This window comes from Synechococcus sp. MW101C3 (assembly GCF_002252635.1).
In the GTDB taxonomy this organism is placed as follows: domain Bacteria; phylum Cyanobacteriota; class Cyanobacteriia; order PCC-6307; family Cyanobiaceae; genus MW101C3.
The window spans coordinates 243,915-261,315 of record NZ_NQKX01000004.1; the positions used below are offsets into that span (position 1 = coordinate 243,915).

A 17,401-nucleotide genomic window follows, 5' to 3' on the forward strand; every position below is an offset into this window, starting at 1 on the left:
ACCTGCTTCCCCGCCGCTGTTCTTAGGTTGAGCGCCACCGACCCGTTCTCTCCCGAGGCACCAGGCATGACACCCGTCGCCACGGCCGCTGCGCCCCCCGCCCCGCCCCGCCTTTCGTTGCAGTGCGAGCCGATCGGGCCCGACACCACCACGCTCCGCTCGCTCGACTGGGACCGCAGCCGCTTCGACATCGAGTTCGGCCTTCGCAACGGCACCACCTACAACGCCTTTCTGGTGCGGGGGGAACGCACCGCCCTGATCGACACCAGCCACGCCAAGTTTGAGGACACCTGGCTGCCGCTGCTGGAGCAGCAGATCGATCCAGCCGCGATCGATTTCCTGATCGTGTCCCACACCGAACCCGACCACTCCGGCCTGATCGGCGCCCTGCTCGACCGCAACCCGGAGATCGAGATCGTGGCCTCCAAGGTGGCGATCGCCTACCTGGCCGACCAGGTGCACCGCCCCTTCCGCAGCCGCGCGGTGAAAAGCGGGGAGGAGCTCGATCTGGGCACGAACCCCGAGAGCGGTGTGGCGCACCGCTTCGAATTCCTCAGTGCCCCCAACCTGCACTGGCCCGACACGATCTTTTCGTTCGATCACGGCACCCGCATCCTCTACACCTGTGATGCCTTCGGCCTCCATTACTGCGGCAACGACGTCTTCGATAGCGATCCCGGCGCCATCGCTCCCGACTTCCGCTTCTATTACGACTGCCTGATGGGCCCCAACGCCCGCAGCGTGCTGCAGGCGCTCAAGCGCATGGACGCTCTGCCCGAGATCGCCATGATCGCCACCGGCCACGGGCCACTGCTGCGTGAGCACCTGCGCCTCTGGATCGGCGACTACCGCGACTGGAGCAGCCAGCGCAGCGCCGGCGAAACCTATGCGGCGGTCTGTTATGTGAGCCAGTACGGCTTCTGTGACCGGCTCAGCCAGGCGATCGCCCGCGGCATCGGCAAGGCGGAGGCCCAGGTGCAGCTGGTGGATCTGCGCGCCTCCGATCCTCAGGAATTGGCCGCCCTGGTGGGGGAGGCCAGTGCCGTGGTGGTGCCCACCTGGCCCGCCAACCCCGATGGGGACCTGCAGCAATCGATCGGCACGCTGCTGGCGGCGCTCAAGCCCAAGCAGTGGGTGGCCTGCTACGACGCCTTCGGCGGCAACGATCAACCGATCGACAGCGTGGCCAGCCAGCTGCGTGGCCTGGGCCAGAAGGAGGCCTTTGCGCCGCTGCGCATCCGCCAGGCCCCCGATGGCAACGATTACCAGCGGTGCGAAGAGGCCGGCACCGACCTGGGCCAGCTGCTCACCAAGGCGAAAACGATCGCTGCCATGAAGGCGATCGACGCCGATGTGGACAAGGCGCTGGGGCGGCTCAGCGGTGGGCTTTACATCGTGACCGCCCGCCAGGAGGAACGCAGCAGCGCCATGGTGGCCAGCTGGGTGAGCCAGGCCAGCTTCGATCCACCGGGCCTCTCGATCGCCGTGGCCAAAGATCGCGCCATCGAGGCGCTGATGCAGGTGGACGACCGCTTCGTGCTCAACATCCTGCGCGAAGACAACTACCAGTCCCTGCTGCGCCATTTCCTCAAGCGCTTCCCCCCCGGCGCCGACCGCTTCGCCGGGGTGCCCACCCTTGAGGGCGCTGCCGCCGGTGGTCCGGTGCTGAGCGATGCCCTCGCCTTCCTGGGCTGCCGGGTGGTGCAGCGCATGGAAACCCCCGACCACTGGATCATCTACGCCGCAGTGGAGGAGGGCACGGTGTCCGACACCGAAGCCGCCACGGCCGTGCATCACCGCAAGGTGGGGAACCATTACTGATGGCTGATCTCGTTCTTGATCCCACCATTCCGGCCGCGGAAGTGATCGACCGCAGCGTCATCGCCATTCCGCTGGAAGACGGCCTGACCTGCCTGCGCTGCCTCAGCCCCAAGCGGCTGCGTTTCGAGGTGGAGTACGGCCTAGAGCGCGGCACCAGCGCCAATGCCTTCCTGTTCGCCGGTGGTGTCAACAATGCCCAGCGGGAGATCCCGCCGGTGCTGGTGCATCCCCCGGGCGCTTCCTTCACGGCGCCGTTCCTGGCCCAGCTGGCCGCCATGGTGCCTGCGCAGGCGCCGCTCAAGGTGGTGGTCGGTCACGTCAACCCCAACCGGGTGGCGCTGCTGCGCGAGCTGGCGGCCGCCTGGCCCGCCCTGATGCTGGTGGCCTCCAACACGGGCGCCCGGCTGGTGGAGGAGCTGTGGCAGCAACGCCGGCCCCCGGCTCCGGGCAGCGAGGCGGAGGAGCCGCCGCTGCCTGCCCTGCCGCCGATCGATGTGGTGAAGCAGGAGGTCAGCCGCGAGCTGGCCAACAGCTTCCGCCTCACCCTGCTGCCCGCCCCCACGCCCCGCTGGCCCGGCGCCCTGATCGCCTTCGAGGAGCGCACCGGCCTGCTGATGAGCGGCAAGTTCTTCGCCGCCCACCTCTGCAGCGAGGCTTATGCCGAGGCCAACCGCGACAGCACCGAGGAAGACCGGCGTCACTTCTACGACTGCCTGATGGCGCCGATGGCCCGCCAGGTGGAAACGGTGGTCGACCGGCTCGATGAGCTGGAGATCCGCACGATCGCGCCCGGCCATGGCCCGGCGATCACCGAGAGCTGGCGCAGCCTGCTGGCCGATTACCGGCGCTGGGGCGAGAACCTCGAGAAAACCCGCCTGTCGGTGGCGCTGCTCTACGCCAGTGCCTACGGCAACACCGCCGCCCTCGCCGATGCCATCGCCCAGGGCGTGGCGCGCACGGGCGTGCGGGTGGAGAGCATCAACTGCGAGTTCGCTCCCCCCGACCAGTTGCTCGAAGCGATCCGCAGCTGCGATGCGGTGCTGATCGGCTCCCCCACCCTGGGCGGCCACGCCCCCACGCCGATCGTTTCGGCGCTCGGCACCCTGCTGGCCGAAGGCGACCGCGCCCGGCCTGTGGGGGTGTTCGGCAGCTTCGGCTGGAGCGGAGAAGCCATCGATCTTCTGGAAACCAAGCTGCGGGATGGCGGCTTCCGCTTCGCCTTCGAGCCGATCCGGGTGAAGTTCAGCCCCGATCCGCCCACGCTCAAGCGCATGGAGGAAACGGGCACGGCCCTGGGGCGGCAGCTGCTCAACCAGCAGAAGCGTCAACGCCGCGTGGTGGCCGGCGGCCTCAGCGAAAGCCGCAGCAACCCGGCGGTGCTGGCCCTCGGGCGCGTGGTGGGCTCGCTCTGTGTGCTCACCTGCGTGAAGGGAGAAGGGGCGGCCGCCCTGAGCGGCGGCATGGTGGCCAGCTGGGTGAGCCAGGCCAGCTTCACCCCGCCCGGCTTCACGGTGGCGGTGGCCCGGGATCGCGCCGTGGAGAGCCTGCTGCACGTGGGCGACCGCTTCGTGCTCAACGTGCTGGCCGAGGGACGCGAGAGCGGCCCGATGAAGCGCTTCCTGCAGCCCTACCCCCCCGGCGCCGACCGGCTGGCGGGTCTGGAGCTGGAGCAGAGCCCGGCGGGCCAGCCGGTGCTGCCCGAAGCACTGGCCTGGCTGGAGGCCAGCGTGAGCCAGCGGATGGAATGCGGCGACCACTGGCTGGTGTATGCCCAGGTGAGCCATGGCGGCCTGCTGGACGGCACCGGCGTCACCGCTGTTCACCAGCGCCGCAGCGGTGCCAGCTACTGAGCCACTGACTGAGGCAGCGGCACGTTCGGCAGGGGCGAACGTGCCTCGCGGAAACAGGGCGCCTCGAACAGCCGGCGCTGGCTCAGGCTTTGCACCCGAGGGGGAACGCCCGGCTTGGAGTAGCGCAGCACGAAGATCTGGTCGAACTCCATCGCACCGATGGCGGGCATCGTCGCCCAGCCCAGCCCCCGGGCCAGTTCCGGCATGTGGCGGTGCTCCCAGAACAGCACCACGTTGCCGCCCTTGTAGGCCGGCTGGCTGAGGATCTCCTGCCCATCCATGAAGGAATCCTCCAGTGACGACTGGGCAATCGAAATGTTGATTCCGGTGGCCACCCCCAGCGGCACGGCGCTCTGGTAGCTGCGGGCGTTCTTGCTGGATTCGGGGTTGAGGAAGAAGGTGCGGATGTGGGTCGGAGCCCCGAAGCAGGCGGGGAGGAGCCGGCCCAGGTTGATCGAGCGCAGGAAGCCGCGGGCCGAGAGGTTGTAGTTGCCATCGCCGGAGGCCACCTTGTCGCCGTGGCGCAGCAGGATCACCTGCCGGGGCAGCGCCCCCACAGGCGCGGCACCAAGGACGACGGCGGCCACAGCAACAGCGGCGGCCGCAGTGGCGCGGAGCCGCGGTCCGATGGTGGCCGCGGCACGGCGGCGGTGTGAACCCGGGAAGGCCATGGGCGGTGGGCTGTGAGCTGTGGGTCCGGCCGGAACAGACGCCTGCGGGCGCAGGGTCCCATGGTGGCAGTGCAGCAGGCTCGACCCGCGAGGGTGGCCGTTCCACCACAGCCTCCGAAGCGGCCTCATCCCAGCCTCCCCACAGGCCCGGGGCACCGCGCTGCGCCACCGTCGCCTTGCAACGGCCCACCTCCCATCCCACTGCACGCCGTCTCCATGGACATCGCCAAACCCGGCACCCTCGCCAACCTCGAAGCGGCCTTCGGCGGCGAGAGCATGGCCAACCGCAAGTACCTTTTCTTCGCTGATGTGGCCAAGCAGCTCGGCAACAGCGAGCTGGCCCGCCTCTTCCGCGACACCGCCGCCCAGGAAACCGAGCACGCCTTCGCGCACTTCCGCCTGCTCCACCCCGAGCTGGTGGTGGCCGATCCCGCCGCGCTCTCAGAAGAAGCCAGACAACAGGTGCTGAGCCGCTGCCTGGAGCTGGCGATCGAGGGTGAAACCTACGAGTACACCACCATGTATCCGGAGTTCGCCGCCCAGGCCCGCGCCGATCGCGATGACGGTGCCGTGGCCGAATTCACCGAGCAGATCGCCGAATCCGAGCAGCATGCCGGCCTCTTCCGTCAGGCGGCCAGCAACTTCGGCCGGCTCACCCCGATCGAGCACCACCACGCCGACCGTTACAGCGTGGCCCTCGAAGCCCTTCAGGGCCAGGGCGCGGCCGGAGAAAGCGAGCCCGTGGCCGGCCTGTGGATCTGCAAGGTGTGTTCGGTGATCTACGACCCGGCCCTGGGCGATCCGGACTCAGGCATCGTCGCCGGCACGCCGTTCGAGGCCATCCCCGACAGCTGGGTCTGCCCGCTCTGCGGCACCCGCAAGGCCAATTTCATCCCCTACCGGGAGCCGGTGCTGCTGCCGGCCTGAGCCGCCGAAACCGCTGGAGCGCGCTGCCGCGGCCATCACGACTCCGGTGGCGCCGCCCCCCAGGCGTGCAGGCTCTCCAGCACGGGAATCAGCGACCGGCCGCGCGGGGTGAGGCGGTATTCCACCCGCGGCGGCACCTCGGCAAACACCTCGCGCTCCACCACCCCTGCGGCCTCCAGCTCCCGCAGCTGGCTGGTGAGCACCTTGTGGCTCACGCCCACCAGGGCCCGCTGCAAGCCGGAAAACCGCTGCGTGCCCTCCGCCAGCTCCCGCAGCACGTGCACCTTCCAGCGCCCCCGCATGACGCTCAGCGCCAGCTCGGCAGGGCATTGGGTGTGGTCGTGGGCGTCCAGGAATCCATCCGCGAATCCATCCGCTTGCTCCATGCGCTTGCACCATCCACTGGCACCAGGGTTACTGACAGGTGAGTGACGCACATGGCGGTGCGTTCTTGTCAGGCAGGCCCCAAGCGATCCACTCTGATCCAAGGGGGAGAGCTGCCGCCCGCTTGATGGGCTGATCCCCATCGCTTCCGCCTGGCCGACCGGTGACCTTGCACACCTGCCAAGCCAGTGGAGCGGGGCCATCCTGTGGCGGCAGCCCGTCCCGGTCATCCGTCGTTTCCGCCATGACCATCGACCTGTTCACGCCCCTGGCCGTAGGGCCCCTGGAGCTGCCCAACCGGGTGCTGATGGCCCCGCTCACCCGATCCCGCGCCGAAGCGGGCCATATCGCCGGCCCGCTGATGGCGGAGTACTACGGCCAGCGGGCCTCCGCCGGGTTGATCATTGCCGAGGCCACCATGGCGATGGAGGGCCACTCCGCCTTCATCCGCGAACCCGGCATCCATTCGGCGGCCCAGGTGGAGGGCTGGACATGCACCACCGAGGCGGTGCACGCCCGCGGCGGCCGGATCGTGCTGCAGATCTGGCACGGCGGCCGGGCCTGCCATCCCCTGCTCAACAACGGCCTTCAGCCGGTGGCCCCCAGCGCCATCGCCATCAGCGGCGACCAGATCCACACCCCCCAGGGCAAGGTGGATTACGTGGTGCCGCGCGCCCTGGCCGACGACGAGCTGCCGGCGATCGTGGCGGGCTTCCGGTTGGCGGCCCGCCACGCCATCGCTGCCGGTTTCGACGGCGTGGAGGTGCACGGCGCCAATGGCTATCTCCTCGATGAATTCCTGCGCGATGGCAGCAACCAGCGCAGCGGCCCCTATGGCGGCCCGATCGAGAACCGGGCGCGGCTGCTGCTGGAGGTGATCGAGGCGGTACGCGCCGAAACGGAGCTGTTGGGGCTGCGCCTCTCGCCGCTCAACAGCTACAACGCCATGCGCGACAGCGATCCCGTGGCGCTCGCCAGCTGGCTGGCCGATCACCTCAACGGCACCGGCCTCGCTTACCTGCACCTGATGCGCGGCGACTTCCTCCAGCAGCAGCTGGGCGATGTGCTCACGCCGGTGCGCGAGCGCTTCCAGGGGGTGCTGATCGCCAACATGGGCTACACCGCCGCCGAAGCCAACGCCGCCATCGCCGCCGGCGCCATCGATGCGGTGGCCTTCGGCACGGCCTTCCTGGCCAACCCGGATCTGCCGGAGCGGCTGCGCAGCGGCGCACCGCTCAACACGCCGGACCCTGCCACCTTCTACAGCCCCGGCCCCGCCGGCTACACCGACTACCCCTTCCTGAGCGCCGCTGCCTGATCAACGCTGGCGCAGGCCCCCAGCCTGTGCTGCTCGAGACCCAGTGCCACCCGTTGCCTGCGCCAGGCCCGACCCATCCCCTCCTCACCCACCATCCACTCCCGGGAGCCTCGCCATGACCACCACCAACGCCCAGCGTTCTGCCGCTACCCCGGTGTTCCGCCCCGGCACGGAGCGCTTCCACAGCCAGCTCGACTGGCTGGACAGCTGGCACAGCTTTTCCTTCTCCAGCCACTTCGATCCGGCCTGGATGGGATTCGGTCCGCTGCGGGTGATCAACGACGACACGATCGCCGCCGGCCGCGGCTTCGGCATGCATCCCCACAACGACATGGAGATCGTCACGGTGATGGTGGAAGGGGAACTCACCCACCGCGATTCGATGGGCAACGGTGAGGTGTTGCGCGCTGGTGAAGTGCAGCGCATGAGCGCCGGCACCGGTGTGGTGCACAGCGAAATCAACAAAGGGGCGACCCCCTGCCGGTTGCTGCAGATCTGGATCGAACCTTCCAGCACCGGCATCCCGCCCGCCTATGAGCAGAAGCCCTTCGCCGTCGGGGAGGGCTGGACCCTGCTGCTGGACCCCGAGCGGCGGGACGGCGCCATGGCGGTGCACCGACCGGTGCGGCTCTGGCGCGCCCGGCCGGCGGCCGGCACCCGCCTGGAGCTGCCAGCGGCGGCCGGCCACCGGCTCTGGATGCAGCTGATCGACGGCAGCCTCACGCTGGAAGGCGGCCGCCGGCTGGAGCGCGGCGATGGCCTGGGCTTCGAGGTCCCAGGCTCAGCCAGTGGCACTGGCACTCCTCCGGCCAGCACCCCCACCAGCGCCCTCCCCGCCGCCGCCCATGCGGTGCCGCGAGAGCTGGTGACCGGTGAAGCCGGCGCCGACCTGCTGCTGTTTGAGTTGGCCTGAATTGGGGCGGGTTGGTTCTGGCTGGCCTGGATCCAGGTCGACCTGGGTGTGTCCTAGGCGTCGTTAATTCCTTGCCGAAAGGAAGCGAAAGATGCTGCCGAATGCGAATGAGTTCGCTCAAATGGGGGTGTTCCCGTTACCGCGTTCGGTGATGGCCACAGCCCGCTCTCGCTCTGACGCCAGCCTGCCCACCATTCTTCCGTCTGCCGATGGCAACGGCCGGAGTTGGGTGGTGCGCTACCGCGGTTTCGTGCTCATGCCTCAGCCTGATCTCACCTGGCTGGTCCGCCCGGAGCGCAGCCCCATGGACGTGCTGCCCTTCCGGGCTCCCGCCAGTTCACTGGCGGATGTGAAGGCCTTGGTGGATTGGCGGCTCGGCAAGGCCGCCTGAGACCTTGGCTCAGGCCGCCTGCGGCGGTGTGGGCCCCCCGGCCTGGAAGGGAAGCACCAGGGTGACCCAGGTGTCCGGACGTGCCGGACGGTGCCGGCGGGGTTGACGCACGCCGAAGGGAACACGCACCACGTTGGTGCCCTCCACACGGATTGTTTCGCCGCGGGCGGAGGAATGGGCCAGGGATCCGGGAATCGGCGGCAGTTCGGGGGCGCGCGTCAACGGAGCGGGTTTGTCAGCACGGATCGACAGCTCAGAGAGCGTCGGAGGATTGAAGGGAGGGCCGTCGTTGCCGTTCATTGGGTGGGTCGAGACGTTTGCCGTGGCCTTGGGGGCTGCTGATCCTGTGACTTGTCGCCCGAGCTTGCCTCGTGGGGTGGGATCCAGCAACCGGGAATTCTTTAAACAATCAGTTGATTGTAGCAGTGGCACACATGCCCGTCTGAAACTCCAGTCACTGCCTAATCAGCTCCCTATCGTGATGGTGTTGATCGTGGGCGGCGTCTGAACGGCTAGGCGTGCCGGCTCAGCGCCGATAGAGAGGCGAGGCCCCAGGCCTGCTCGGAGCCGCCCGGCCTGATCGGCACGGCATGGCGGGCGCTCAGATCGCCAGCGCCACCCGCTGCGGCGTGACGGCCACGCTGCTGCTGGCCAGCTCCTCCACCGAGGGGCAGGTGCACACCAGGTTGCGATCGCCATAGGCGTTGTCGATGCGGGCCACCGCCGGCCAGAACTTGTTCTGCCGCTGGCTGTCGCCAGCCGGGAAGGCCGCCTCGCTGCGGCTGTAAGGGCGATCCCAGAGGTCGGCGGTGACGGCCGCCACGGTGTGCGGCGCCCGCTTCAAGGGGTTGTTCTGCGCATCGGCCTGCCCCGCCTCGATCGCAGCCGCCTCGGCGCGGATTGCCACCATGGCGTCGCAGAAGCGGTCGATCTCCGCCAGGGATTCGCTTTCGGTGGGCTCCACCATCACCGTGCCCGCTACCGGCCAGCTCACCGTGGGGGCATGGAAGCCGTAATCCATCAGCCGCTTGGCCAGGTCGTCGACCTCGAGGCCGGCGCTGCGTTTCAGCGGCCGCAGATCCAGGATGCATTCGTGGGCCACACGGCCGCCGCTGCCGCGGAACAGCACCGGGTAGTGGGGCTGGAGCCGCTCGGCGATCACGTTGGCGGAGAGCAGCGCCACCGCGCTGGCCTGCCTCAGGCCGGCGCCACCCATCATGCGGATGTACATCCAGCTGATCGGCAGGATGCCGGCGCTGCCCCAGGGGGCGGCTGACACTGGCCCGATCGCCGCCTGGCCGCCCACGGCCCCCAGCGGGTGGCCCGGCAGGAACGGCACCAGATGGCTGGCGACGGCAATCGGCCCGACCCCCGGCCCGCCACCGCCGTGGGGGATGCAGAAGGTTTTGTGCAGGTTCAGGTGGCACACGTCGGCGCCGTAGTGGCCGGGTTTGGCCAGGCCCACCTGGGCGTTGAGGTTGGCGCCATCGAGGTACACCTGGCCGCCGTGGCGGTGGACCACCTCGCAGAGCCGGCGGATGCCGGTTTCGAACACGCCGTGGGTGGAGGGATAGGTGACCATCACGGCCGCGAGAGCATCGGCGTGCTGGGCGGCTTTTGCCTCCAGGTCATCGAGATCGATGTTGCCGTTGGCATCGCAGGCCACCGGCACAACCTGCAACCCGGCCATCACGGCGCTGGCCGGGTTGGTGCCGTGGGCACTGGTGGGAATCAGACAGACGTTGCGATGGGCCTCGCCGCGGCTGTGGTGCCAGGCCCGGATCACCAGCAGCCCCGCATATTCCCCCTGGGAGCCGGCGTTGGGTTGCAGCGACACCCCGGCAAAGCCGGTGATCACCGCCAGCCAGGCCTCCAGATCGGCCACCAGCCGCTGGTAGCCGGCCTGCTGGGCGGCGGGGGCGAAGGGATGCAGTTCGGCGAAGGCGGGCCAGCTCACCGGCGCCAGTTCGGCGGCGGCATTGAGCTTCATCGTGCAGCTGCCGAGCGGGATCATGCCGTGCACCAGCGAGAGATCCTTCGCCACCAGGTGCTGGATGTAGCGCAGCAGTTCCGACTCGCTGTGGTGCCGCTGGAACACCTCCTGCTGCAGCCAGGGCTCATGGCGCAGGGGCACCCCCGCCAGCAGGGTGGCGTCGTCGGGCAGGGCGGCGAGCAGGGCGGCGGCGGTGGGCAGGGGGCCAGCGTTGTGCTCTGCCCTGTCAGGGCCTTCTAGGCGGCCTGTGCCATCCGGGCCGACAGCGGCGGCGAAGAGGGCGAGCAAGCGGTCGAGCTCGACGCTGTCGGTGCGCTCATCCAGGCTGATCGCCACACCGGTGAGCGCCCCGCCCGGTGCGGTGAGCGGCCGCAGATTGAAGCCGGCGGCATCCGCCCGCTCCAGCAGCTCGCCGGCCCCGGGCAGGGTGAGGCTGAGCGTGTCGAAGGCGGCGCCGGGCTGCACCGCCAGCCCGAGGCCAGCGAGGCCCGCAGCCAGGGCGGCCCGCTGACGCAGCACCCGCCGGGCCATCGCCGTGAGCCCGCCGGGGCCGTGATGCACCGCATAGAAGCTGGCCATCACCGCCAGCAACACCTGGGCGGTGCAGATGTTGCTGGTGGCCTTGTCGCGGCGGATGTGCTGCTCGCGGGTCTGCAGGGCCAGGCGCAGGGCTGGGCGGCCTTCCGCATCCAGCGAGCGACCCACCAGCCGGCCGGGAATCTGGCGCTTGTGCGCGTCGGTGGTGGCGAAGAAGGCGGCATGGGGCCCGCCGCCGCCGAGCGGCACGCCGAAGCGCTGGGTGCTGCCCACGGCAATGTCGACGCCGAGGGCACCCACCGGCTCCAGCAGCACCTGGGCCAGCGGATCCACCGCCGCCGTCACCATCGCCCCGACCGCATGGGCGGCGGCGATCGCCGCGCGCGGATCCCAGAGGCGGCCGCTGGCGCCGGGCAGTTGCAGCAGCAGCCCGAACGCCGTGGGGTCGAGGGGAGAGGCCGCATTGCCAGCGGCGAGCGTGGCGGGATCCACCAGCTCCACCACGAGGCCGAGCGGTTCGGCCCGGGTCTGCAGCACGGCCAGGGTCTGGGGGAACACGTCCTGATCCACCAGGAAGCGGCGGGCTTCAGGCCGCCGACAGGCGCCGAAGCTGAGCGCCATCGCTTCGGCCGCGGCGGTGCCTTCATCCAGCAGCGAGGCGTTGGCGATCGGCAGGCCGGTGAGTTCGCTGATCAGGGTCTGGAAGTTGAGCAGCGCCTCCAGGCGGCCCTGGGCGATCTCAGCCTGGTAAGGGGTGTAGGCCGTGTACCAGCAGGGGTTTTCCAGCACCTGGCGCTGGATCAGTGCCGGCGTCACGGTGCCGTAGTAGCCGAGGCCGATCAGGCTGCGGCGGACCTGGTTGGTGGCAGCGATGGCGCGCAGCTCGCCCAGCGCCTGGGCTTCGTCCACCCCCAGCGGCAGGTCGGCCGCCGCGGCGCTCGCGTCGATCAGGATGTCGGCCGGCACCACCTCGGCCACGAACGTCTCCAGATCACTGGCGCCCAGCCGTTCGAGCATCGCCTGCAGCTCCTGGGGCGATGGCCCGAGATGCCGCTCCAGGAAAGGAGAGGAGCCGTCGGGGTCAGCGAAGGGTGCGGTCACGGCGCGACGCCCGGCAATAGGGGCGGATCTTAGGGAAATCTGTCGAGACGCCGCTCCAACACGGCGCCCAGCCCTTTCGCGAGGCCCGCCTTGCAAAGCCCGCCCCTTTGTCGCTCAGCTGCCTTCCACCTTCAGGCGGTAAGTGGCGGCATCCATGAGATCAGCGAATTCGGCGGCGTCGCTGGGGCGCACCAGCAGCAGCCAGCCTTCGCCGTGGGGATCGTTCTGCAGTTCCTCCGGGCTGGTCAGCACCGCTTCGTTGCGCAGCTCCACCGTGCCGCTGATCGGCGCGTACATCTCCTCCACCGCCTTCACCGATTCCACCGAGCCGAAACTGGAGCCTCGCTCCAGCTGGCTGCCCACCTCCGGCAGCTCTACGAACACGATGTCGCCCAGCTGATCGACGGCGAAGGCGCTCACGCCGATGCGCATCAGCTCCCCATCCGGCCGGGCGTATTCATGGCTGTCCGCATAGCGGCAGTCGTCGGGGAACTGGAGCGCCATCGAAGGCGGAAGCAAAGACGAGGCCAGTCTGACCGGCCTTGGCGCTGCGGGCTCAGCTCAGCCGCTGCGGATTCAGGGCCGTGAGCGCCCGCTCCAGGGCCAGCTCCACGTGGGCGCGGTGGGTGCCTCCCTGGGCGAACAGCACGTAGGGCTCGCGCAGGGGGGCGTCGGCGGAGAACTCACTGGTGCTGCCGTCGATGAAGCTGCCGCCGGCCATCACCAGCTCACTGGCGTATCCCGGCATGGGCGCCGGCACCGGGTCGAGGTAAGCGCCCACCGGCGAACAGGCCTGAAAGGCGCGGCACACCTGGATCAACGGCTCCGGCGCCCCGAAGCGCACTGCCTGGATCACGTCACTGCGGGGGGCCCCCACCAGCGGCTGCACGGCATAGCCGAGTGCGCTGAACACGGAGGCCACCAGCTCGGCGCCGATCAGGGCCTCTGCCACCATCTGAGGCGCCAGGAACAACCCCTGGAACAGCAGCCGATAGAGATCGAAGCCGGTGCCCCCCTCGCTGCCGATGCCCGGCGCCGTCAGCCGGCAGCAGGCCCGCTCCACCCATTCGGCGCCGCCGGCCACGTAGCCGCCGGTGGGGGCAATCGTGCCGCCGGCGTTCTTGATCAGCGAGCCGGCGATCAGGTCGGCGCCCACGGCCGGGGGCTCCAGCCCCTCCACGAATTCGCCATAGCAGTTGTCGACGAAGCAGAGGCAACCGGGCTGCAGCTGCTTCACGCGCTCCACCAGGCGGCCGATCGTGGCCACCTGCAGCGAGGGCCGCCAGCTGTAGCCGCAACTGCGCTGGATCAGCACCAGCCGGGTGGGGGGTGTGAGGGCGGCGGCGAGGCCGTCCTCCTCCACCGTGCCGTCGGCCCGCAGGGCGAGCTCGTCGTAGTGGATGCCGAACTCGGCCAGCGACCCCTGGCCGCTGCCGCGCAGGCCGATCACCTCTTCCAATGTGTCGTAAGGACGGCCGGTGATCGAGAGCAGGCGGTCGCCCGGCCGCAGCACGCCGAACAGGGCTGCGGCGATGGCGTGGGTGCCGCTGACGAACTGCAGCCGCACCGCCGCCGCCTCCGCCCCCAGCACCCGGGCGAACACCCGGTCCAGCACCTCCCGGCCCAGGTCGCCATGGCCGTAGCCGCTCACCGAGGCGAAGTGATGGGGGCCGAGACGTTCGGCGGCGAAGGCGGCCAGCACCCTCTCCAGTCCGGGCTTCACCGCGGCGGTGTGCCGGGCCGCCAGCGGCGCGATCCGCGCAGCGGCGGCTGCCACCTGCTCGCAGGCCCAGGCCGAGGCGGTTCCTTTCTCGTCCTGCCCGTCCATCCCCGCCACCCAAGCCGGTGGCCATGCTGCCTGCCGGCCTCACCCTCGCCGCTAGATTTCCTGCTGATGTGTTGGCTACAAACGGCCTTCATCACCAGGTTCTGGTGAGCCACTCTCTCCTTCGGGAGCTTCCAGCAGCGGGTTCTGCCCGCTGAGGGCGAACGGGTGAACTCCAGCCTGCGTCACTTTCGCGAGAGTTCATTTGGTCGCCGCTTCAGATGCCCCTTCGACCGCTACCCCGGCGGATCCGCGGGCCCCGTTCAAGCCCCTGCGCAGCCATGGGGGCCACGCTTCCGATCGCCAGGAAGCCCTCATCCGCGCCGGTGTGACGGCCCGACGCCCGCCTCTGCCAAAGGGCCAGCGGACGTACAAGTTCGGCACCACGGCGTTCATGCTCGCCATCCACGTCGGGGCGGTGTTCGCCCTGCTGCCCCGCTTCTGGAGCTGGCAGAGCGTGGTGGCGCTGGCGGTTCTCTACTGGGTCACGGTGCTGGGGGTCACGCTCGGCCTGCACCGCCTGCTGGCCCACCGCAGCTTCGTCGCCCCCCGCTGGGTGGAGCGCACCCTGGTGCTGATGGGCACTCTGGCCTGCCAGAGCGGCCCGATCGAATGGGTGGGGCTGCACCGCCACCACCACAAGTTCTCTGACCAGGCCAACGACCACCACGACGCCGGCCGCGGCCTCTGGTGGAGTCACAGCGACTGGATGCTGCATGAGATCCCTGCCGTGCAGCACGTGGAGAGGTTCACGGGCGACCTGCAGCGCGACCCCTTCTACCGCTGGCTGGATCGCTGGTTCCTGCTGCTGCAGATCCCCCTGGGCGCGGCCCTGTGGTGGTACGGCGAGCGGGCCAATGTGCACGGCGGCGGCCTGGGCATGGTGCTCTGGGCCATCCCCCTGCGGCTGGTGATCGTTTATCACGTCACCTGGCTGGTGAACAGCGCCACCCACGCCTTCGGCTACCGCAACTTCGACAGCCCTGATCTGTCGCGCAACTGCTGGTGGGTGGCGATCCTCTCCTTCGGCGAGGGCTGGCACAACAACCACCATGCCCACCCGGCCAGCGCCCGCCACGGCCTGCGCTGGTTCGAGTTCGACATCACCTGGCAGCACATCAAGCTGCTGCGTTCCCTGGGCCTGGCCAAGCGAATCCGTGAGGCCCGCTACGTGCCCGGTGCGGCCTACGCCCCCAACTCCTGACGGATGGCGGCCCCCAGTTCGCTGCTGGTCGCACCGGCCACCGTGCTGTCAGCCAGCTGAGCAGCCTTGCGTCGCAGCACGGTCAGGAACTGAGCCGTGCTCAGTTCCTGGTCGCCGGCAGCACCCAGGCCCGCCAGGGTGCTTTTCAGGTCCAGCAGCTCGCTTTCCAGCTCTGCGGCTTCAAAATCCCGCTGACCGGCCATCACCGCCGCGAAGCGCTCGCGCCGCTGCGCCTTCTCCGGCGGGTACGCCCCCAGGACGGCCTCGCGGCACAGGCGCCAGGGCCTGCCGGCGGTGAGCAGCTCCGCCAAGGCGAAGCTGAGGGCCGGGGCCTCGGCCGAGGCGATGCGCAGGTCGAAAGCGGCCGGCGGTTGACGCTGGCCCACGAAAATCTCCAGAAATCCCCCGGGCCCGAGGGGCCGTCCGTCGTCGTCGTTGAGCAGCGGCACACTGCCGGTCCCCAGCGCTTCGAGCAGTTCCGGGTGGCCGGTCAGGGCGCTGCGGCTGTCGGCGCTGCCGGACGCGGCGATCCATTGGTTGATGCGCCCCAAGGCGAGAAACACCTCCGGTCCCGGGGAGGCCAGCTTGCGGTTGCGCAGCATCGACACCTGGGAACTGTGGAGGCGGCCGAGATCAAGCACCTCGGCTAAACCGGGAAGGACGCGGTGGGACCAGCCGTTGCGCTCATGCCAGGCCCTGATCAGATGCGCAAAGGCTTCACGGCCTGATCCGATTTCTTCCTGATATCCCACTCAATCCGAATCCGAACTGCTACTATTCTAAAAGACCGATCAGGAACCAGCCCCTATGACCGTCACGCCCCAGCGCCGTGCCCCATGGGCGGCCGTCTCAGAAAGGAGGGCCAAGGCCGTAGCCGCCAAGCCTGCCGGCGTTGCCAGCCTTGTGCCGGCAGCCCTCTCCCTGCCCCGGGCTCAGGCGCTGCATCGCCCCCGCCGCGGTGAACCCATCCCCTCCTCGCCACCGGGTCGCCGCTGGGGCACGATCGGCTTCATGATCGTGATCCACCTGCTGGCCGTGCTGGCCCTGCTGCCCCAGTTCTGGAGCGTGCCGGCCGTCACCTCCATGCTGGTGCTCTATTGGGTCACCGGCTGCCTGGGCGTCACGCTCGGCTACCACCGCCTGCTGGCCCACCGGGCCCTGCGGGTGCCCCAGTGGCTGGAGCGCTTCTTCGCCACCTGCGGCGCGCTCAGCTGCCAGCACGGTCCGATCGACTGGGCCGGCCTGCACCGCCACCACCACAAGTTCTCGGACACCGACGCCGACCACCACAACAGCCACAAGGGCTTCTGGTGGAGCCACATGGGCTGGATGATGGAAGAGATCCCGGCGATGGCCGCCGTGCCCCGGCTCACCGGTGATCTGGCCCGCGACCCCTACTACCGCTGGCTGAACACCAACTTCCTGCTGCTGCAGGTGCCCCTGGGCCTGCTGCTGTTCTGGATCGGCACGGTCACCGGTGCCGGCGGCTGGGCCCTGGTTCTGTGGGGCATCCCGCTGCGCCTGGTGGTGCTCTACCACTGCACCTGGCTGGTGAACAGCGCCACCCACTGCTGGGGCAGCATCGCCCACGTCAGCGGCGACAAGTCACGCAACAACCCCTGGGTGGCGGCGCTCACCTTCGGTGAGGGCTGGCACAACAACCACCACGCCTTCCCCCACTCGGCCCGCCACGGTTTCGGTCCCCGTCAGTTCGACCTCACCTGGCAGCACATCCGGCTGCTGAAGGCCCTGGGCCTGGCCACCCAGGTGCGCCTGCCGAAGGCCACGGCAGCCCTCTGACTTAAGGTGTCGGATTGCCTGAGCGGCACGCCACCCCGGCGGTGGCCCCCGCTCATCGATCCGCCCAGCGGCACTCCCTGTTTCCCTAACCCGATCCCATGGCCAAGCGTGTATCCGTTGTCCTCAGCGAGGACATTCTCAGCCTCGGCAAGGACGGTGAGCTGGTGGAAGTGGCGCCCGGCTACGCCCGCAACTTCCTGCTCCCCCAAGGCAAAGCCGTGCCCGTCACCCCGGCGGTGCTGCGTCAGGTGGAGCACCGCCGCGCCAAGGAGGCCGAGCGCCAGGCCGTGCTGCTGCAGGAGGCGGAAGCCTTCCGCACGGCCTTGAACACCATCGGCCGCTTCACGGTCAAGAAGCAGACCGGCGGTGACGACGTCCTCTTCGGCACCGTCACCAACGGCGATGTGGCCGAGGCCATCGAAGCGGCCACCAAGAAAGAGGTCGACCGCCGCCATATCGAGGTGCCCGAGATCCACCGCACCGGCTCCTACAAGGTGCAGATCAAGCTCCACCACGACGTGGTGGCCGAGATCAACCTGGAAGTGGTCAGCCACTGAGCGCCAGGCGGCCTCGCCGCCCGCTCCTTTCCCTGCCCAGCCGCCAGGCCCCTGAGGGTTCTGGCGGTTTTTTTGTGGGCTCGCGCGGCTGCTGCATCGGCCCCGCCGC

General features: G+C 69.5%; 16 protein-coding genes. 9 read left to right on the top strand and 7 right to left on the bottom strand.

Annotated elements, in window-relative coordinates:
• Positions 1-66: 66 nt before the first annotated feature.
• On the top strand, positions 67-1,821 hold the full coding sequence (locus CJZ80_RS06650) for a diflavin flavoprotein (protein WP_094511346.1): 1,755 nt from the start codon (positions 67-69) through the stop codon (positions 1,819-1,821).
• Positions 1,821-3,671, top strand: coding sequence for a diflavin flavoprotein (locus tag CJZ80_RS06655; RefSeq protein ID WP_094511348.1), 1,851 nt, complete (start codon positions 1,821-1,823; stop codon positions 3,669-3,671). Before CJZ80_RS06650 ends, CJZ80_RS06655 begins: the two co-directional genes overlap by 1 nt.
• On the opposite strand, the gene CJZ80_RS06660 is transcribed toward CJZ80_RS06655, so the two are convergent.
• A complete protein-coding gene (locus tag CJZ80_RS06660; protein ID WP_094511350.1) occupies positions 3,665-4,342 on the bottom strand; it encodes a histidine phosphatase family protein in 678 nt (225 codons plus the stop codon). The genes CJZ80_RS06655 and CJZ80_RS06660 overlap by 7 nt on opposite strands.
• A 216-nt stretch (positions 4,343-4,558) precedes the next feature.
• Here CJZ80_RS06660 and CJZ80_RS06665 point away from each other — a divergent pair, with 216 nt between their 5' ends.
• Positions 4,559-5,269 carry a rubrerythrin family protein gene (locus CJZ80_RS06665; RefSeq protein ID WP_094511352.1) on the top strand — a complete coding sequence of 237 codons (711 nt, stop codon included), beginning with the start codon at positions 4,559-4,561 and terminating at the stop codon, positions 5,267-5,269.
• Positions 5,270-5,304: 35 nt separating this feature from the next.
• Here the strand turns inward: CJZ80_RS06665 and CJZ80_RS06670 are convergent, their stop codons facing one another.
• The gene (locus tag CJZ80_RS06670) at positions 5,305-5,655 is read right to left on the bottom strand and encodes a helix-turn-helix domain-containing protein (RefSeq protein WP_094511354.1); all 351 of its coding nucleotides are present in this window, start codon (positions 5,653-5,655) and stop codon (positions 5,305-5,307) included.
• A 242-nt stretch (positions 5,656-5,897) separates the two neighbouring features.
• On the opposite strand from CJZ80_RS06670, the gene CJZ80_RS06675 reads away from it, so the two are divergent.
• The 3 genes from CJZ80_RS06675 to CJZ80_RS15015 all read left to right on the top strand — a co-directional run bounded on the left by CJZ80_RS06675 (position 5,898) and on the right by CJZ80_RS15015 (position 8,275).
• Positions 5,898-6,971, top strand: coding sequence for an alkene reductase (locus CJZ80_RS06675; protein ID WP_094511356.1), 1,074 nt, complete (start codon positions 5,898-5,900; stop codon positions 6,969-6,971).
• Between the two features lie 115 nt (positions 6,972-7,086).
• Positions 7,087-7,884, top strand: a complete 798-nt coding sequence (locus CJZ80_RS06680; RefSeq protein ID WP_094511358.1) for a pirin-like bicupin family protein — start codon at positions 7,087-7,089, stop codon at positions 7,882-7,884.
• A gap of 121 nt (positions 7,885-8,005) precedes the next feature.
• Positions 8,006-8,275, top strand: coding sequence for a hypothetical protein (locus CJZ80_RS15015; RefSeq protein ID WP_144036955.1), 270 nt, complete (start codon positions 8,006-8,008; stop codon positions 8,273-8,275).
• Positions 8,276-8,284: 9 nt separating this feature from the next.
• Here CJZ80_RS15015 and CJZ80_RS06690 read toward each other — a convergent pair whose 3' ends face one another.
• The 4 genes from CJZ80_RS06690 to CJZ80_RS06705 form a co-directional block, all read right to left on the bottom strand.
• The gene (locus CJZ80_RS06690; RefSeq protein ID WP_233132877.1) at positions 8,285-8,497 is read right to left on the bottom strand and encodes a hypothetical protein; all 213 of its coding nucleotides are present in this window, start codon (positions 8,495-8,497) and stop codon (positions 8,285-8,287) included.
• Between the two features lie 379 nt (positions 8,498-8,876).
• Positions 8,877-11,822, bottom strand: a complete 2,946-nt coding sequence (gcvP, locus tag CJZ80_RS06695) for an aminomethyl-transferring glycine dehydrogenase (RefSeq protein ID WP_233132886.1) — start codon at positions 11,820-11,822, stop codon at positions 8,877-8,879.
• A 198-nt stretch (positions 11,823-12,020) separates the two neighbouring features.
• Positions 12,021-12,410, bottom strand: coding sequence for a glycine cleavage system protein GcvH (gcvH, locus tag CJZ80_RS06700; protein WP_094511364.1), 390 nt, complete (start codon positions 12,408-12,410; stop codon positions 12,021-12,023).
• Between the two features lie 52 nt (positions 12,411-12,462).
• Entirely contained in the window at positions 12,463-13,734 is a 1,272-nt protein-coding gene (locus CJZ80_RS06705) for a methionine gamma-lyase family protein (protein WP_094511367.1), read from the bottom strand.
• A 313-nt stretch (positions 13,735-14,047) separates the two neighbouring features.
• Here CJZ80_RS06705 and CJZ80_RS06710 point away from each other — a divergent pair, with 313 nt between their 5' ends.
• Positions 14,048-14,935, top strand: a complete 888-nt coding sequence (locus CJZ80_RS06710; protein ID WP_233132887.1) for a fatty acid desaturase — start codon at positions 14,048-14,050, stop codon at positions 14,933-14,935.
• Here the strand turns inward: CJZ80_RS06710 and CJZ80_RS06715 are convergent.
• Entirely contained in the window at positions 14,917-15,687 is a 771-nt protein-coding gene (locus CJZ80_RS06715; RefSeq protein WP_094511371.1) for a hypothetical protein, read from the bottom strand. The genes CJZ80_RS06710 and CJZ80_RS06715 overlap by 19 nt on opposite strands.
• A gap of 55 nt (positions 15,688-15,742) precedes the next feature.
• Here CJZ80_RS06715 and CJZ80_RS06720 point away from each other — a divergent pair, with 55 nt between their 5' ends.
• Positions 15,743-16,735: a fatty acid desaturase gene (locus tag CJZ80_RS06720; RefSeq protein ID WP_094511375.1), complete on the top strand. Its 993-nt coding sequence runs from the start codon at positions 15,743-15,745 to the stop codon at positions 16,733-16,735.
• A 98-nt stretch (positions 16,736-16,833) separates the two neighbouring features.
• Positions 16,834-17,292 (top strand): 50S ribosomal protein L9, encoded by a 459-nt coding sequence (gene rplI, locus CJZ80_RS06725; RefSeq protein WP_094511377.1) that lies wholly within the window; start codon positions 16,834-16,836, stop codon positions 17,290-17,292.
• Positions 17,293-17,401 lie beyond the last annotated feature (109 nt).

Coding starts and splice junctions, on each gene's coding strand:
- CJZ80_RS06650 (WP_094511346.1), top strand. CDS start 67: ATGACACCCGTCGCCACGGCCGCTGCGCCCCCCGCCCCGCCCCGCCTT.
- CJZ80_RS06655 (WP_094511348.1), top strand. CDS start 1,821: ATGGCTGATCTCGTTCTTGATCCCACCATTCCGGCCGCGGAAGTGATC.
- CJZ80_RS06660 (WP_094511350.1), bottom strand. CDS start 4,342: ATGGCCTTCCCGGGTTCACACCGCCGCCGTGCCGCGGCCACCATCGGA.
- CJZ80_RS06665 (WP_094511352.1), top strand. CDS start 4,559: ATGGACATCGCCAAACCCGGCACCCTCGCCAACCTCGAAGCGGCCTTC.
- CJZ80_RS06670 (WP_094511354.1), bottom strand. CDS start 5,655: ATGGAGCAAGCGGATGGATTCGCGGATGGATTCCTGGACGCCCACGAC.
- CJZ80_RS06675 (WP_094511356.1), top strand. CDS start 5,898: ATGACCATCGACCTGTTCACGCCCCTGGCCGTAGGGCCCCTGGAGCTG.
- CJZ80_RS06680 (WP_094511358.1), top strand. CDS start 7,087: ATGACCACCACCAACGCCCAGCGTTCTGCCGCTACCCCGGTGTTCCGC.
- CJZ80_RS15015 (WP_144036955.1), top strand. CDS start 8,006: ATGGGGGTGTTCCCGTTACCGCGTTCGGTGATGGCCACAGCCCGCTCT.
- gcvP (WP_233132886.1), bottom strand. CDS start 11,822: ATGCTCGAACGGCTGGGCGCCAGTGATCTGGAGACGTTCGTGGCCGAG.
- gcvH (WP_094511364.1), bottom strand. CDS start 12,410: ATGGCGCTCCAGTTCCCCGACGACTGCCGCTATGCGGACAGCCATGAA.
- CJZ80_RS06705 (WP_094511367.1), bottom strand. CDS start 13,734: ATGGACGGGCAGGACGAGAAAGGAACCGCCTCGGCCTGGGCCTGCGAG.
- CJZ80_RS06720 (WP_094511375.1), top strand. CDS start 15,743: ATGACCGTCACGCCCCAGCGCCGTGCCCCATGGGCGGCCGTCTCAGAA.
- rplI (WP_094511377.1), top strand. CDS start 16,834: ATGGCCAAGCGTGTATCCGTTGTCCTCAGCGAGGACATTCTCAGCCTC.